The organism is Nitriliruptor alkaliphilus DSM 45188 (assembly GCF_000969705.1).
In the GTDB taxonomy this organism is placed as follows: Bacteria; Actinomycetota; Nitriliruptoria; order Nitriliruptorales; family Nitriliruptoraceae; genus Nitriliruptor; species Nitriliruptor alkaliphilus.
The window spans coordinates 5,138,397-5,153,992 of sequence record NZ_KQ033901.1; the positions used below are offsets into that span (position 1 = coordinate 5,138,397).

The window sequence follows — 15,596 nt, forward strand, 5'->3', positions numbered from 1 at the left end:
GCGCGAGGGGGTGATCACGTCTGTCTCCCTGTCGACGTTGCGCGGCCGCTCCCCGACCGCGTCGCCACCCAACGGGACCGCTGGCCCGAGGTCGACAGAAGCGGAGGCTGCGGTCGTTGGCTCCGTAAGCGGCGTTCTGCTCGTTGTGTGCAGACCCGACCCGGGCCGGTGTGGGTAGCGTTGCGGCGTCGAGGCGTGGGAGAGGCGCACCGGCAGGGAGAGCACCATGGGTCGTCACCTGCGGTTGTCGACGCAGACGTTGCTGCTGCAGTTCGGTGTCGTGGTGCTCGCGCTGCTCGTGGGCACCGCCGCGTGGACCTCCTTGAGTCGCGCGGCGCTGCAGGAGCAGTACGGCGAGCGCGCGCTCGCCATCGCCGACTCGGTCGCCGCGCTGCCGACCGTGGCCGAGGCCCTCGCCGACGGCGATCCGGGCGGCACCCTCCAGCCGCTCGGCGAGGCCGTTCGGGAGGCGGCCGCGATGTCGTTCGTGGTCATCACGGACCGCGAGGGGCGGCGCTACTCGCACCCGGACCCGTCGCGGCTCGGCGAGCGCGTCTCCACCGATCCCGGGGCCGCCCTCGACGGCGAGCGGGTCATCGAGGTGGACACCGGGACGCTCGGCCGTTCCGTCCGCGGCAAGGTCCCCATCGTCCAGGACGACGAGATCGTCGGGATGGTGTCGGTCGGTGTGCTCATGGAGCACGTGATGGACGACTTCCTCGGCAACGTGGTCCCCGCGGCGCTGCTGTTCCTGCTGCCGGCGATGGCGCTGGGTGTCGTCGGCTCCCTGCTGCTCGGACGCCGGTTCAAGCGGCTCACCTTCGGGCTGGAACCCCACGAGATCGCGGGCCTGCTCGAGCAGCGCCAGGCGATGCTGCACGGCATCCGCGAGGGCGTGGTCGGGCTCGACCGCGACGGGCGCATCGTGGTCGCCAACGACGAGGCGCGGCGGCTGTTCCCCTTCACCGGCGACCCGAGCCACGCCCCGCCCGCGGAGGTCCTGCCGAGCGGTCCGCTCCGTGAGCTGCTGGCGGGGACCGACCGTGCCGACGACGTCGCGGTCATCGAGGGTGGCCGCGTGCTCGTCGCCAGCCGCATGCCGGTCGCCCTCCGTGACGAGCGGGTCGGCACGGTGGTCACCGTCCGCGACCGGACCCAGCTCGAGACCCTGTCACGCGAGCTCGACAGCCTCCGTGACGTCGCCGACGCGCTCCGGGCACAGGCACACGAGTTCGACAACCACCTGCACACGTTGGCGGGCCTGATCGAGCTCGGTCGTCACGACGAGGCGCTGGCGATGATCACCGAGACCGCGGTCGACCACCAGCAGCTCTCCGACTCGCTGACGGACCGCTTGCACGACCCCATGCTGGTCGCACTGCTGCTGACGAAGGCCACCGTCGCCGCCGAACGCGACGTGGTGCTGACCGTGAGCGAGGACAGCTGGGTCGACCACGAGTTCGGTGACCCGAAGCCGCTGCTGACCGTCGTCGGCAACCTGATCGACAACGCGATCGACGCTGCCGCGGACCCCGGGGCGCACGCCCGGACGGTGGAGGTCAGCTTCGAGGTGGAGGGGGAGCGGCTCTGGATCCGTGTCGCCGACCGGGGTCCTGGGATCGACACCACGGCGACCGAGAAGGTCTTCCGGCGCGGGTACTCGACCAAGGCGCCGCTCGGCGAGGACCGCGGCCTCGGGCTGGCGCTGGTGAGCCAGGTCGTGACGCGGCTCGGTGGGCAGATCGACGTCCGTGGCGATGACGGCGCGGTGTTCACCGTGCGCATCCCGATCGCCGGGCTCCAGCCGTCCGCCCGCGACGTGGTGTCGCCGTGATCCGCACGCTGGTCGTCGACGACGACTTCCGGGTCGCCGACCTGCACGTCGGCTACGTCGACCGGGTCGAGGGCTTCGGAGCCGTCGGTCGGGCGCTGAGCGCTGCGGATGCGATCGAGCAGACGCGGTCGCTGCGTCCGGACCTGGTCCTCCTGGACGTCTACCTTCCCGACCGGTCGGGGCTCGACGTCGCCAAGGTCATCCGGACCTTCCCCGAACCGCAGCCGGACCTGCTGTTCGTCACGGCCGCTCGTGACGTGGACACGGTGCGGACGGCGATCCAGCGCGGGGCGCTCCACTACCTCGTCAAGCCGTTCACCTTCCCGACGTTCCGCGAGAAGCTCGAGCAGTACCGGGCGTGGCGCGCCCAGCTCGACCCGGGGCAGTCAGCGGACCAGGCCGCCGTCGACCGCCTCTACGGGGCCCTCCGCCCGGCACCGAGCGCGCCACCGAAGGGCGTGGCCGGCCCGACGCTGGAGGTGGTCGTCGAGGGTCTGAGGGCGCTGGACCGAGCGGCCTCGGCTGCCGAGGTCGCGGCCAGTTGCGGGGTGAGCCGCGCGACCGCCCGCCGGTACCTGGAGTACCTGGTGGAGGCTGGCCAGGTCGAGCGCCGGCTCCGCTACGGCAGCACCGGGCGCCCCGAGCACCGGTTCCGGTTGGTCTCCAGCGGTACGTGACCTCGGCGCCTGGTGACCGGAGAGCCCTGCGACCGGCTGGCGTGCGGAGGTCGTGACCGGGTACACACCGGCGGACGACGATCGACGCGCGAACGGAGGTCCCGTGGACAGCGAGATGTACGACCAGGTGGCGAACGGCGACGGGTTCATCGCCGCCCTCGACCAGAGCGGGGGGTCGACACCGAAGGCGCTCGAGCAGTACGGCGTGCCACGTGACGCGTACACCAACGACGACGAGATGTTCGACCTCGTCCACCAAATGCGCAGCCGGATCGTGACGTCGCCGACGTTCACCGGTGACCGGGTCCTCGGCGCGATCCTCTTCGAGGGGACCATGGCGCGCGAGATCGAGGGGGTGCCGTCCGCGACCTACCTGTGGCGTACCAAGGGCATCGTCCCGTTCGTGAAGGTCGACCAGGGCCTGGCCGACGAAGCCGACGGGGTCCAGCTGATGAAGCCGCTGACGAAGCTCGACGACCTCCTCGACCGCGCGGTGGGGCACGAGGTGTTCGGCACCAAGATGCGCTCGGTGGTGGGGCGTGCCGACGCCGGTGGGATCGAGCGGATCGTCGACCAGCAGTTCGAGGTCGGGCGTCGCATCCTCGATGCCGGGCTCGTCCCGATCCTCGAGCCGGAGGTCGACATCCACGCGCCGGACAAGGCCGACGCCGAGGAGCTGCTCCGCGAGCGCATCACCGCCCACCTCGACCAGCTGCCGGACGACCGCCAGGTGATGCTCAAGCTCACGATCCCGACGGTGGACGGCTTCTACACCCCACTGATCGATCACCCCCGGGTCCTCCGGGTGGTCGCGCTCTCGGGTGGCTACAGCCGTGATGAGGCCAACCAGCGGCTGGCTCGCAACCCGGGGTTGATCGCCTCGTTCTCGCGTGCGCTGATCGGCGAGCTGGCAGCCGACCAGAGCGACGACGAGTTCGATGCCGCACTCGACCTCGCGGTGCGCAGCATCTACGAGGCGTCCACCGCGTGAGCGGCACGCCGCGTGCGGGTGTGACCCCGTGACCGACGGCGCGCGCGGGAGGGGGGCTCCGGGCCGGCCGCGCGACCCGGGCATCGACGAGGCCGTCCTCGAGGTCGCGGCCGAGCAGCTGGTCGCCGGCGGACTCCCCGCCCTGCGCATGGATGCGCTCGCCGAGCAAGTGGGGGTGGCCAAGACCACCCTGTACCGCCGGTGGCCGACGCGGGCGCACCTGCTCGTCGCGATCCTCGCTCGCGGGCAGCACGAGATCGGCACCCCGTCGACCGGTGACGTCCGCGCCGATCTCGTCACGTTCACCACCCGCCTCGCGGCCGCCCTCGATCCGCCCCTGGTGCGCCAGCTGGCCGCGCAGCTCGCCGCCGCGGTCGCCGAGGATCCGGACCTCGCCGCGCCGGTCCGGGAGCTGTGGGCCGACCGGCGCCGCCAGATCGGTGGCATCGTCGAGGCGGGCGTCGAACGCGGACAGCTGCGGGCCGACGTCCCGGTCACCACGATCGTCGATCAGCTGGCCGGCGCCCTCTACTACCACGTGCTGGTCACCGGGGAACCCCTGGGGGAGGCCTACGCAGCGACCCTCGTCGACACGGTCCTGCGTGGGGCGCTGGCAGGGTGACACCGCTCGGCCCGGGTGGGTTACGATACCTCAGTATCGGAAACCGGAGCACGCTGATGGCGAACCCCGCTGCGGACCGGCGGACGACCGCCGGTCGCATCCTCCTGGCCATGGCCGCCGTAGCCGCCGCCGGTGGCGCCGTGACGGCGATCGCCGACCTGTCCGGTGCGAGCCTCGAGGTCAGCATGGTGGCGGCGTGGCGCGGGTTCGGCCTGGCCGTCTTCGCGGGCCTGTTCGCCCTGCTCGCGTGGCGGCCGACCGGGTACCCCGGCGTGCTCGAGCTCGCGATCGCCCACAAGCTGGCCCTGACCCTCTTCGCCCTCGCCCGACCCGAGGCCGCCGATGCCGCTGAGGTCGCCGTCGCGGACGGGCTGCTGACGATCGCGCTGGTGGTCGTCTACGTGCTCGTGGACGCGCGGCGCGCGTGGCGGCCGGCCGACCGGGACGGGGCGACGGTGAGGGCCGTGGGCTGAGGTGGATCCAGTCCACGCCGGACGCACCTGGTCCGTACGTCAGCGCCTCCTGGTCGGGTCGAGCTGGGCGGCGGCGATGGCGGTCAGTGCGAGCGCGAAGCCGAGGGTCTGGGCGACGGTGAGCGCCTGGCCGAGCACCAGCCAGCCGAGACCGGTCGCGACGGCGGGGGAGAGGAGGGGCAGGAACGACAGGGGCGCGACGGGGAGCCGGTCGAGGCCCTGGAACCAGAGGACGTAGGCCACGAGGGTCCCGACGATGGCGAGCCACCCGTACCCGAGCACGGCGCTGCCGTCCATCGCCGGCGGGGCGCCTTCGACGAGCAGGGAGAGCGGGAGCAGAAACAGCCCGCCCGCGGTCAGCTGCCAGCCGGTGAAGGGCAGCAGCCCCACGGGGCGGACCCACCGCTTGGTGAGCACCACGCCGGCTGCCATGACCGCGGTGCCGGCCAGCCCCGCGCCCAGCCCCACGGCGTCGAGGTGCACCTCGCCGCGCAGGACCATGGTGGCGACGCCGAGCCCGCCGGCGACACCCCAGCCGAGGCGCCAGCGGGTCGGTCGTTCCTGGAGGATGACGAAGGCCAGCCCGGCGACGATCAGGGGTCCGAGGGCGCCGAGGGTGGCCGCGACCCCGCCGGGCAGCCGGTAGGCGGCGAGGAAGAGCAGCGCGAAGAAGCCACCGATGTTGAGCGTGCCGAGGACGGCGGCACGCCACCACCAGTCACCCCGTGGCAGGGTCCGGGTGAGGGCCAGGAGGGCGAGGCCGGCGGGCAGCGCCCGCAGCGTGCCGGCCAGCAGCGGACGCCCCGGTGGGAGGAGCTCGGTGGTGACGAGGTAGGTGGTCCCCCACGCCACGGGCGCGAGGGCGGTCAGCAGGGTGAGCCCGAGGAGCTTCGCCGGGACCGCCCCCGGGGCGGGGGGCACGGGCGGGGCGGGAGCGGGAGCGTGGAGGGTGGGGGCGGCGCGTGTCACGTCAGTATCCTCAACGTTGAACTGTTCAACGTTGAAGATAACCCCTCGGTAGGCTGATGTCGAACAGTTCGACGTTGAAGGATCACGCCGTGGGAGATGCCGTCGACCGGATCGTCGCGCAGTGGCGGACCGAACGGCCCGACATCGACCCCTCGCCGATGGACGTCGTGGGTCGGATCTCGCGGGCGGCGCGGCTGCTCGGCGAGGGCCTCGACGAGGTCTTCGCCGAGCACGGCCTCCAGCGGGGGGAGTTCGACATCCTGGCGACGCTCCGGCGGGCCGGTGCGCCCTACCGCCTCACGCCCGGGGGGCTCGTCGGGTCGACGATGGTCACGTCGGGCGCGATCACCAACCGGGTCGACCGCCTGGTCGCCAAGGGCCTGGTGTCACGTGAGACCGATCCGAACAACCGGCGCAGCGTCCTGATCACGCTGACCGAGCAGGGGCGCGAGCTGGTCGACGCCGCCGTCGAGGACCACGTGGTCAACGAACAGCGCCTGCTGGCTCCCCTGGATGCGAGCGAGCGGGGGCAGCTCGCCGACCTGCTCCGCCGTCTGCTGGTCGGCCTCGGTGACGTGCCCGACGAACCGGGTGGGCCGTCGGCGTCGCGCTGAGCTCAGCAGGGCGAGAAGAGCTGCACCGCGTCGTCGAGCTCGTCGAAGTGGAGGGCGGCCGTCAGCCACCGCTCGATCGTCTTCAGGTCGGGCACGTCCATCACCTCGCCGCCGGGTACCCCACCTATCGGCAGGGCGCTCGCCGGGTTGAGCGGCTCGGCGGGGTGCGCCCGGCAGGTTCGAACCTGCGACCGTCGGATGGGTCGGGTCCGGCGCCTGGTTGACCCACCGGGCGTCCGGTACGGCGTTGGCCGGGTCGGCGCGCCACGCGATCGGTTCCTCGCTGATCGGCACGAGGCCGGGCAGGAGCCCGCGCAGCGCGTGCGGGCCAGCGTCCCTCCGGGCGGTTCAGCTGTCCGGTCCCGGTCATGACGACGGCGACCTCGAGCACCTGCCCGTCGTCGAGGTGGAGGTCCCAGGTGGCGGTCGCGTCCGACCACACGGCCCGGACCACCTCGACGCCGGAGAACCCCGTCCCGACGATCCCCACCCGTGGCGTGCGCGTCCGCGGCGGTGACGGCCCCACACCTGCCCCTCGGCCGACCTCCGAACGGAACGATAGGCGACGAGGCGTTCCGCGGACCAACCGAGGTCGAGGCCACGACGAGCAGCCGATCATGCGCTCCGGTGTCTCGCACCGCCCCGATCGCGAAGGGGCGTGGGACGGGGCGCCGGTCCGACGCCAGGCTGGACCGCGCCCCGTCGTCGTAGCGATCAGCTCAGCAGGTGATGGGGTCGCCCTGGGCGCCCTCCGGGTTCTGCTCTTCCGTCGTCTCGAGGTTCTGAGGTGTGGGGCTCGTGTTGGTCGTGTTCCCCTTCGTCTCGGTCTCCGTGGTGCACCCCACTCCGGCCTGGTTCTCGCCGGGGCCCTCTTCGGTTGTGCACGTCACGGTGCCTTGCACGCGTTCACAGTTCTCGGGCAGTGGCTGAGCGAGAGCCGGACCCGCCAGCATGCTCATCACCAACAGCGTCATGGCGAGCACGGTCGTGATCCTGCGCATGGTGTGACCTTTCCGGACGCGCCCCGCGCGTCCGCTCGGAAAGGTGTGCCGGTTCCGCCATTGGCTCCCCGACGGACAGGCGGCCAGATGGCGTCCGACGGTTCTCTGCCTCACACCACTCGGTGCAGGGCTTTCCCCTACTCGAAGACCATGCGCCCCTCGGCGCGAAGGGGTCAAGGTTGCCCGTGCTCGCCGTCCGGTCCTGTGCGACGAGCGCCCGGGGTGCGGCGCATCGGTCAACGTCTCGATCGTCACGCCGGTCGGCGTGCTGCGCGGGCGCTGGCGAGGACGGGCTCGTCGTGCAGCGGGGAAGACCGTCTGAGGATCCTGGAGCACAGCGGGAGGTCGGTCCGGGCCAGCCGCCTGAGCCAGCGGAGCGGACGCCGGCGATCGCGGCGCGACGCGGTCCGCTCCGGGCTGCCGGCACGGAACCCGGCCGACCTCGTCAGCGCACCGCGCGGCGGCCGGCCGGTCCACGGTCCGCGATCGGCAAGCTCGGTATCGACGGCCGCGCCGGACGACGCGCGACCTCGCCCACGCACGCCATGACACAGCCGCCAGATAGCAGCACCGCTACACGGTCCGAGCAGGCACTCGACACGTTCCGAACACCGCTCGTGACCAGTCTCCTCGCCGGGGTGCCGGCGAAGGTCGTGAGCGAGCGGCTCGGACACGTGAACATCGCGATCACGCTCGACGCCTACTCGCACGTGCTGCCGCGGATGAACGAGGCGGCGGCGTCGGCATTCGGGTCGATGCTGCGCGGGCCGGTCGAGCAGGTGCAGTCGCGACGCCCGGACCTCGGCAGAAGAAGGCCAGAAGATGCCGGGCCGACCGCACCATCGGGAGGGGCGACGAAACGACGGAACCGCCGCTGACCTGCGGTTCCGTGGGGTGCGCCCGGCAGGGTTCGAACCTGCGACCGTCGGATTAGAAGTCCGATGCTCTGTCCAGCTGAGCTACGGGCGCGCGGGCCACGAGGCTAGCTGCGCGACGGCACGGCCAGCGTGTCAGCGAGGCGCCGACGACGGCGGTTCGCCGCGATGGCGACCTCGGCCGCTCCGAGCGCCGTGGCGGCGTCGGACGGTGGCCGCGGGGCCGCCGCGAGCGAGCGGCGGTCCTCGCCGGCGACCAACCTCGGGTCCACCATCCCCGCCACCGTCGATCACCGGAGCTGCCCCGTGCTCGTCCTCGTCCTCGGCGCCACCGGCGGCACCGGCCGCCTCCTCGTCGACCACCTCCTCGCCGACGGCCACGCGGTCCGTGCCCTCGTGCGCGACCCGGAGAAGGGCGCCCCGCTCGCCGAGGCGGGCGTCGAGGTGGTACCCGGCGACCTCACGGACCCGGACCTCACGGCACTCACCGACGCGACCCGAGGTGTCGACGTGGTCGCCTTCTGCGCCGGCAGCGGGAGCGCCACCGGGAAGGACCAGACGCTGGTCGTCGACCTCCACGGGGCGGTGCGCACGATCGACGCCGCGGTGGAAGCTGGTGTCGCCCGCTACGTGATGCTGTCCTCCATGGCCGCTGACGACCCCTGGAGCTCGAGCGAGGCGATGGCGCCCTACCTCGCCGCCAAGCACGCTGCCGACCGGATCCTGCGTGCCGCACCGATCAGCTGGTCCGTGGTCCGTCCCGGGCGGCTCACCGACGAGCCAGGGACCGGTGAGATCCGGATCGGCCAGCCGCGCATCCCCGAGGCCGACCGCGGCGAGCGGACGATCCCACGCGCCGATGTGGCGGCCGTCCTGGCCGCCTGCCTGACCGAGCCAGCGGCCGTCGGTGCGACCTTCGAGGTCCTTTCGGGCACCGACCCACTGGCCGTGGCGGTGGCCGCGCTGACGCCCACAGCACCGTAGTTTCGCGCGCACGAGGCGACACCGGGTTGCGTCCATGGGCGCCCACCCGACAGGGAAGGGACCCACGTGACAGGCACCGCTCGCCCGGATGCTGCGACCGACGACGGACGTCCGAGTCGGCTGGAGCGCGCCGTCGACCGCGTCCCGTTCCTCGAGAAGGAGCTGTTCCTGCTCGCGCAGGTGATCGAGCCCGGCATGACCTGCATCGACGTCGGCGCGGCCGGGGGTGCGCACCTGCTGGTGATGGCCAAGGCTGTCGGCCCGACCGGTCGCGTCCTCGGCATCGAGCCGCGGCCCCGATCCCTGCGGGCGGTCGGCCGGCTCGCCCGGCTGGCCGGCGTCGCCGACCGCACCCGCCTGCTGCCCATCGCACTGGCCGAGGCGGAGGGTGAGCTACCGCTGCGCATCCCGATGGTGCCGACACGGGCCCACCTGCCCGGCACCACGATCGACCTCGACCGCACCGCGGCCTTCTCGAGGCTGCCGCACCGCGAGCTGTCGGTCCGCACGCGTCGTCTCGACGACATCGTCGCCGAGGAGGGCCTGGGCCGTGTCGACGTGGTGAAGATCGACGTCGAGGGCGCGGAGCTCGCCGCCCTCGCCGGCGCGCACCGGACCTTGGAGCGGCACCGGCCGCTGGTCCTCGTGGAGGCTGACGATCTGCACCAGGCGCGGTACGAGGCGACCGCGCAGGACGTCCTCGACGCGGTGACCGAGCACGGTTACGACGTCTTCCGGTACCGGCGGGGCGCGCTCGACGCCCTCGACGGAGGGGTGGTCGGCGACGAGGACGACTACGTCCTGGTCCCCTCCGAGCGCCAGCCACCGCTCGTGGTGCGGCAGGTGGAGGTCCCGCAGGACGTGGCCGCGTGACCGTTCAGGCCGCGTGGCGGGGGACGACCTGACGGCCGAGCACACCCATCACGTCCATCCACCGGGCCCCCAGCAGCGTCTGGCCGACGTGCAGGGCCCACGCGTCGGCGCCGACCAGCTGTCGCCGGCGACCGCGCTGGACGCCGCGCAGGATGATCGTCGCCGCGCGGTGTGGTGGCATCCGCAGCGCCTGCTCGAAGGCGGTGGCCAGGCCGTCGTTGTGCGCCGGTCGTTCGGCGTTCTGCGCGATGGCGGTCGCGACGCCCCCGGGGTGCACGCAGGTCACACCCACCGGAGCCCGGGCCGCCGCCAGCTCGATGGCGATCGACTCGGTGTAGCCCCGGACGCCGAACTTGGCCGCGTTGTACGCGCTGTTGTAGGGCATCGCGACCAGCCCGAACAGGCTCGAGATGTTCACCAGGTGGCCGTCCCCGGAAGCCAGCAGGTACGGCAGGAACGCCTGGGTGCCGTGCACGACACCGAGCAGGTCGACGTCGACGACCTTCGTGACCTCCTTGGTGGTCTGTTCGACCGCTCGCGCCGCGAGGGCCACGCCGGCGTTGTTGATGACGAGGTCGGCGGACCCGAAGGTCGCGACCACCTCGGCGGCGTGCGCCTCGACGGCGTGCGCCTCGGTGACGTTCAGCGACCAGCCACGAGCCGTTCCGCCGAGTTCGGTGATCGCGGTCACCGTCGCCTCGAGGCCGGCCACGTCGACGTCGGAGGCGGCGACCTTCGCGCCCCGGCGGGCGAGCTCGTGCGCGAGCGCCCGACCGATGCCGGAGCCGGCTCCCGTCACCACGGCGGTCCGTCCGGAGAAGCTGCGCACGTTCGGGCTCCTGGTCCGTCATCATCGAGCGTTGCTCGACGGCCACCGTACCGGTAGCGTTGAGCAACGGTCAACAAGGACGGTGGTACGACCGTGGCGCGACCGTCGTGCGACCCTGGTACGACCGTGGTACGAGCGTGGGGCGATGGAGGATGCTGTGGCAGCGACGGGCGCGAGGCTCAGCCGCGAGGCGCGCCGCGAGCAGCTGGTGACCCTCGGCCACGACCTGGTCGCCGCCTCGTCGTTCGAGGAGGTGTCGGTCGATGACGTGGCTGCCGAGGCGGGCATCTCGCGCGGGCTGCTGTTCCACTACTTCCCCACCAAGCGCGACTTCCAGGTGGCCGTCGCCGAGCACGCCGCCCAGCTGCTGCTGGAGGCCACCGAGACGGACCCTGATGCGACCGTCACCGAGCAGCTCCGCGGCGGTGTCGAACGCTTCCTCGACCACGTCGCGGCCCGTCGTGAGGCCTACCTGTCGCTGGTGCGGGGCGCCGCGAGCGGGGAACCTGCCCTGCGGGCCGTCAGCGAACGGACCCGCGGCGTGCTGGTCGAGCGCGTCCTCGACGGGGTCGACGTCGAGCCCGTCCCGCCGGCGCTGCGGCTGGTGGTGCGCGGGTGGGTCGCCGCGTCCGAGGAGATCGTGGTGACCTGGTTGGTCGACGGTGGGGTCGGCCGCGACGAGATCGTCGACCTGATCGTGGGGGCGTTGTTGCTCCAGCTCGGGGCGCTCCTCGACGAGGGCGACGTGGCACGGTTGCTCGGGACCGCTTGACCTCGGGGGCTGCGCGCCGACCGGTGGCTCAGGTCGTGATGGTTCGTCGCGATGTCGAGCGTTCCGCCCGCTGGTGGCGGCTACCTGGAGGCTGCCATGTCCGAGCTCGACGAGATCGTCGGCGAGTTCCTGGTCGAGAGCTACGAGAACCTCGATCGGTACGACGAGGACCTCCTCGCGCTGGAGCGCGATCCCACCGACGTGGAGGTGCTCAGCTCCATCTTCCGTACGGTCCACACCATCAAGGGCACGTGCGGGTTCTTCGGGTTCGAACGCCTCCAGTCGGTCGCGCACGTCGCCGAGAACCTGCTCGGTCGCCTGCGTGAGGGTGACCTCGTGGTCACCGGCGAGATCGCGAGTGCGCTGCTCGCCACCGGGGATGCGGTCCGCGCGATGTTGGCCGACATCGAGGCCACCGGCGAGGAGGGCCCCTCCGAGCACGGCGACCTGGTCGCCACCCTCGAGCGGCTGCACGCCGGTGAAGCGGTCGCACCCACCGACGAGACCGCCGCCCCCACCGATGAGCCGGTCGCTGCCGGGGACGCTCGGCTCGGGGAACTGCTCGTCGGGGCCGGCGCCGCCGACGACAGCCAGGTCCACCTCGCCCTGCACCAGCAGGAGCTCGGGGACGAGCGGCCCATCGGGGAGATCCTGGTCGGGCAAGGCGAGGTTCCACCGGCGGAGGTCGACAGCGCCCTGGCCAACCAGGCGGCCGCCCGGAGCCTGAGCGACAGCTCGATCCGTGTCGACGTCGGGCTGCTCGACGAGCTGATGAACCTGGTCGGTGAGCTCGTCCTGGCCCGCAACCAGATCGTGCAGCTGGTCACCCAGGAGCAGGACAGCGGGTTCGCCAACGCATCCCAGCGGCTCAACCTGATCACCACCGAGCTGCAGGAAGGCGTGATGAAGACGCGCATGCAGCCCATCGGCAACGTGTGGGGCAAGCTCCCGCGCGTCGTGCGCGACCTGTCGCTCTCGATCGGCAAGCAGGTCGACCTCGTGATGGAGGGTCAGGAGACCGAGCTCGACAAGACCATCATCGAGGCCATCAAGGACCCGCTCACCCACCTCGTGCGCAACGCCGTCGACCACGGCATCGAGACCGCCGAGGCCCGGACCGCCGCCGGCAAGTCGGCGACCGGACGTCTCGTCCTGCGAGCCTTCCACGAGGGCGGGCAGGTCAACATCGAGATCGCCGACGATGGCGCCGGCATCGACGTCGCCCGCATCAAGGCCAAGGCGCTCGACAAGGGTGTGATCACCGCCACGCAGGCCGCCGAGATGGGCGACCACGAGGCGCTGCAGCTGATCTTCGAGGCTGGTCTGTCGACGGCCAAGGAGGTCACCAACGTCTCGGGTCGCGGTGTCGGGATGGACGTGGTCCGCACCAACATCGAACGCATCGGCGGCGCCGTCGACGTCCAGACCGAGGTCGGCGTCGGTACCACCTTCAAGGTCAAGATCCCGCTGACCCTCGCGATCATCCCGGCCCTCGTGGTGACCAGCCGCGGGGAGCGGTACGCGATCCCGCAGCTGAGCCTGCTCGAGCTCGTCCGGCTCGAGGGGGAGCAGGCTCGGGCCGGCATCGAGCTGATCCACGGCACGCCGGTCCACCGGCTGCGCGGTCGTCTGCTGCCCATCGTGGGGCTGCGTGACGAGCTCGGCCAGCCAGCCGCCGACGACGACGAAGGCGGGCGCGACGTCATCAACATCGTGGTCCTGCAGGCCGACGGCCAGCAGTTCGGCCTCGTGGTCGACGAGATCAACGACACCCAGGAGATCGTCGTCAAGCCGCTCGGCTCGCACCTGAAGGACACGACGATCTTCGCCGGCGCGACCATCATGGGTGACGGCCGCGTCTCGCTCATCCTCGACGTCCTCGGCATCGCGCAACGGGCGCGTGTCGTGACCGGAGCCCGCGATCGTTCGGCCGGGCACGACGACGCCGAGCAGGCCGACACGACCGGCGACGACCGCAGCACGCTGCTGCTCGTCGGGCTCCGCGACAGCGACGGCGCCGACGAACGGCGTGCCGCCATCACCCTCGCCGACGTGGCGCGCCTCGAGGAGTTCGAAGCCGACACCATCGAGTGGGCCGGCAGCCAGGAGGTCGTCCAGTACCGCGGCGAGATCCTGCCGCTGGTACGCCTGGCGCAGACGCTCGGGTTCGGCGGATGGGCCGGCGATGGCGAGCCGCAGCCGATCAACGTGGTCGTCCAGCACGTCGCGGGTCGCGACGTCGGCCTGGTGGTCAGCAGCATCCTCGACATCGTCGAGGAACGGATCGACCTCGGCGACGGCAGCACCAGCCACGGGATCCTCGGCTCGGCCGTGATCCAGGGCCGTGTCACCGATGTCATCGACACCCACGCCGTCATCGGTGCGACCGTCGACCGGTCCGCCGCCTACCAGGGAGCCTGACGTGGCCGCCACCGAGTTCTGCACCTTCCGCCTCGCGGACCTGACCTTCGGCATCGAGGTGCAGCGGGTCCAGGAGGTGATCCGCCCGCAGGCGCTGACCGCCGTCCCGCGCGCCAACCGCGTCGTCGAAGGCCTCATCAACCTGCGGGGTCAGATCGTCACCGCCATCGACCTGCGACGCCGGCTGGAGCTGCCCACACGTCCCGATGAGACCCCTGGCATGAACGTGGTCGTGCGCACCGGCGACGGAGCGCTCAGCCTGCTCGTCGACGAGATCGGCGACGTCGTGCACGTCGACGACGCGGCCTTCGAGACGCCGCCGGACACGCTGGATGGTGTGGCCCGTGAGCTGTTGACCGGCGCCTACAAGCTCGAGGACCGGCTGCTGCTGATCCTCGACGTCGATCAGGTGGTCCGCCTCCCCCAGGCGAGCTGAACCCGACCGACACCGCCGCACCACGTGGCCGTCACCTCCGGGTGGCGGCCACGTGTCGTTCGCGCGCGTGGAGCGGAGACCGCAGCGCGGCAGAACGCCATCGCCGCACGCTCCCTTTCGCCACCGGGTGGCGAGCCGACCACCCCTGACGAGGGCTCGATCGAGCTCGAGCGGCCGTGGGGGCGACCGTGTGATCCGCTACGCACAGGAGGCCACCCATGCTGGCCCGCTTCTCCCTCCGTAACACGCTGCTCGGCGGCTTCGCCAGCGTCCTGGTGGCCTTCGTCCTGCTCTCGCTCTACCTGCTGCAGGGGTTGGCGTCGGTCAAGGCGGACCTCGTCGACATGCACGACAGCAGTCTGGCTTTCGTGGAGCAGTCGCTGGCGATCGCGGTCCTCCTCGGGGATCTCGATGGCGAGTTCTCGCGCTCCATCTACAGCGACGACCTCGCCATCAGGACCGCCGCCCTCGAGGCGTTCGGTGAGGTGGAGGTGACGACGCTCGCCGCGCTCGACGAGCTCGGCAGTGAGCCGTTGGACGATGCCGAGCGCGTGGCCTACGACGACCTCGTCAGGACGTTCTCGCTCGCCCAGGCCACGTGGGCGGACGCGCACGCGTTGCTCGCCGCAGGTGACCTCGACGCGGCGCGTGCCGCCGACGTTGCGGCCGTCGATGCGTGGGGTGTGGCTGCCGGCTCCGCCCACGACCTGGTCGACATCATCGAGCACGATGCAGAGGAGCGGTACCTCTCCGCGCTGAGCGATGCCAACCGCCGGCGCACGCTGTCGCTGACCGCGGCGGGGCTCCTGTCCGTGCTGATCGCCGTCGGCTCCTGGCTGCTGGCCGGGTCGATCTCGCGCAGGGTCTCGCAGAGCGCGGACCAGCTGAACACCTCGTCGGAGGATCTGGCTGCGGTGGCGTCGCAGGTGGGGGCTGCGGCGGAGGAGACCGCGACGCAGGCCAACGTGGTCGCGGCGGCTGGTGAGCAGGTCAGTCACAACGTGCAGACGGTGGCGACGGCGGTGGAGGAGATGTCGGCGTCGGTGCGTGAGATCGCGACCTCGTCCTCCGATGCCTCGAAGGTCGCCGCCGAGGCGGTCCGCTCCGTGGAGGTGACCAACGAGAACGTGGCGAAGCTGGGTGAGAGCTCGGCGCAGATCGGGAAGGTGATCGAGGTGATCACGTCGATCGCGGAGCAGACCAACCTGTTGGCGCTCAACGCCAC

Annotated in this window: 17 protein-coding genes, 1 tRNA gene and 1 riboswitch; of the genes, 13 read left to right on the forward strand and 5 right to left on the reverse strand. The window is 71.9% G+C overall.

Annotated elements, in window-relative coordinates:
* Positions 1-226: 226 nt before the first annotated feature.
* From NITAL_RS23940 to NITAL_RS23960, 5 genes are all read left to right on the forward strand, one after another.
* Positions 227-1,834: an ATP-binding protein gene (locus tag NITAL_RS23940; protein ID WP_052668777.1), complete on the forward strand. Its 1,608-nt coding sequence runs from the start codon at positions 227-229 to the stop codon at positions 1,832-1,834.
* Positions 1,831-2,511 carry a response regulator gene (locus NITAL_RS23945; RefSeq protein WP_052668778.1) on the forward strand — a complete coding sequence of 227 codons (681 nt, stop codon included), beginning with the start codon at positions 1,831-1,833 and terminating at the stop codon, positions 2,509-2,511. The genes NITAL_RS23940 and NITAL_RS23945 overlap by 4 nt, the downstream gene beginning before the upstream one ends.
* Positions 2,512-2,614: 103 nt before the next feature.
* Positions 2,615-3,502: a fructose bisphosphate aldolase gene (locus NITAL_RS23950; protein ID WP_211262652.1), complete on the forward strand. Its 888-nt coding sequence runs from the start codon at positions 2,615-2,617 to the stop codon at positions 3,500-3,502.
* 28 nt (positions 3,503-3,530) lie between these two features.
* Positions 3,531-4,124 carry a TetR/AcrR family transcriptional regulator gene (locus NITAL_RS23955; RefSeq protein ID WP_052668779.1) on the forward strand — a complete coding sequence of 198 codons (594 nt, stop codon included), beginning with the start codon at positions 3,531-3,533 and terminating at the stop codon, positions 4,122-4,124.
* Positions 4,125-4,180: 56 nt separating this feature from the next.
* Positions 4,181-4,597 carry a hypothetical protein gene (locus tag NITAL_RS23960; RefSeq protein ID WP_052668780.1) on the forward strand — a complete coding sequence of 139 codons (417 nt, stop codon included), beginning with the start codon at positions 4,181-4,183 and terminating at the stop codon, positions 4,595-4,597.
* Positions 4,598-4,636: 39 nt separating this feature from the next.
* On the opposite strand, the gene NITAL_RS23965 is transcribed toward NITAL_RS23960, so the two are convergent.
* Positions 4,637-5,566, reverse strand: coding sequence for an EamA family transporter (locus NITAL_RS23965; RefSeq protein WP_211262653.1), 930 nt, complete (start codon positions 5,564-5,566; stop codon positions 4,637-4,639).
* Positions 5,567-5,655: 89 nt separating this feature from the next.
* On the opposite strand from NITAL_RS23965, the gene NITAL_RS23970 reads away from it, so the two are divergent.
* Positions 5,656-6,180, forward strand: coding sequence for a MarR family winged helix-turn-helix transcriptional regulator (locus NITAL_RS23970; protein ID WP_052668781.1), 525 nt, complete (start codon positions 5,656-5,658; stop codon positions 6,178-6,180).
* 719 nt (positions 6,181-6,899) lie between these two features.
* On the opposite strand, the gene NITAL_RS23980 is transcribed toward NITAL_RS23970, so the two are convergent.
* Positions 6,900-7,181, reverse strand: a complete 282-nt coding sequence (locus NITAL_RS23980) for a hypothetical protein (protein ID WP_052668783.1) — start codon at positions 7,179-7,181, stop codon at positions 6,900-6,902.
* Positions 7,182-7,218: 37 nt separating this feature from the next.
* Positions 7,219-7,303, reverse strand: a riboswitch (cyclic di-GMP riboswitch).
* Positions 7,304-7,819: 516 nt separating this feature from the next.
* Between NITAL_RS23980 and NITAL_RS28715 the strand changes: the two genes are divergently transcribed.
* Positions 7,820-8,059 (forward strand): hypothetical protein, encoded by a 240-nt coding sequence (locus NITAL_RS28715; RefSeq protein WP_211262654.1) that lies wholly within the window; start codon positions 7,820-7,822, stop codon positions 8,057-8,059.
* A 17-nt stretch (positions 8,060-8,076) separates the two neighbouring features.
* Here NITAL_RS28715 and NITAL_RS23990 read toward each other — a convergent pair.
* Both NITAL_RS23990 and NITAL_RS28290 read right to left on the reverse strand, forming a co-directional pair.
* Positions 8,077-8,150, reverse strand: a tRNA-Arg gene (locus NITAL_RS23990).
* 13 nt (positions 8,151-8,163) lie between these two features.
* Positions 8,164-8,331, reverse strand: a complete 168-nt coding sequence (locus NITAL_RS28290; protein WP_169786944.1) for a hypothetical protein — start codon at positions 8,329-8,331, stop codon at positions 8,164-8,166.
* A gap of 31 nt (positions 8,332-8,362) precedes the next feature.
* Between NITAL_RS28290 and NITAL_RS23995 the strand changes: the two genes are divergently transcribed.
* Entirely contained in the window at positions 8,363-9,040 is a 678-nt protein-coding gene (locus NITAL_RS23995; RefSeq protein WP_052668785.1) for an SDR family oxidoreductase, read from the forward strand.
* 66 nt (positions 9,041-9,106) lie between these two features.
* Positions 9,107-9,913: an FkbM family methyltransferase gene (locus NITAL_RS24000; protein WP_052668786.1), complete on the forward strand. Its 807-nt coding sequence runs from the start codon at positions 9,107-9,109 to the stop codon at positions 9,911-9,913.
* Positions 9,914-9,917: 4 nt separating this feature from the next.
* Here the strand turns inward: NITAL_RS24000 and NITAL_RS24005 are convergent, their stop codons facing one another.
* Entirely contained in the window at positions 9,918-10,742 is an 825-nt protein-coding gene (locus NITAL_RS24005; RefSeq protein ID WP_052668787.1) for an SDR family NAD(P)-dependent oxidoreductase, read from the reverse strand.
* Between the two features lie 145 nt (positions 10,743-10,887).
* On the opposite strand from NITAL_RS24005, the gene NITAL_RS24010 reads away from it, so the two are divergent.
* The 4 genes from NITAL_RS24010 to NITAL_RS28720 all read left to right on the forward strand — a co-directional run.
* Entirely contained in the window at positions 10,888-11,514 is a 627-nt protein-coding gene (locus NITAL_RS24010) for a TetR/AcrR family transcriptional regulator (RefSeq protein WP_211262655.1), read from the forward strand.
* Positions 11,515-11,610: 96 nt separating this feature from the next.
* Positions 11,611-13,935 (forward strand): chemotaxis protein CheW, encoded by a 2,325-nt coding sequence (locus NITAL_RS24015; protein ID WP_157042062.1) that lies wholly within the window; start codon positions 11,611-11,613, stop codon positions 13,933-13,935.
* Position 13,936: 1 nt separating this feature from the next.
* Positions 13,937-14,371 carry a chemotaxis protein CheW gene (locus NITAL_RS24020; RefSeq protein ID WP_052668790.1) on the forward strand — a complete coding sequence of 145 codons (435 nt, stop codon included), beginning with the start codon at positions 13,937-13,939 and terminating at the stop codon, positions 14,369-14,371.
* 218 nt (positions 14,372-14,589) lie between these two features.
* The coding region (locus tag NITAL_RS28720) for a methyl-accepting chemotaxis protein (RefSeq protein ID WP_245617762.1) at positions 14,590-15,596 on the forward strand (1,007 nt) is incomplete at its 3' end.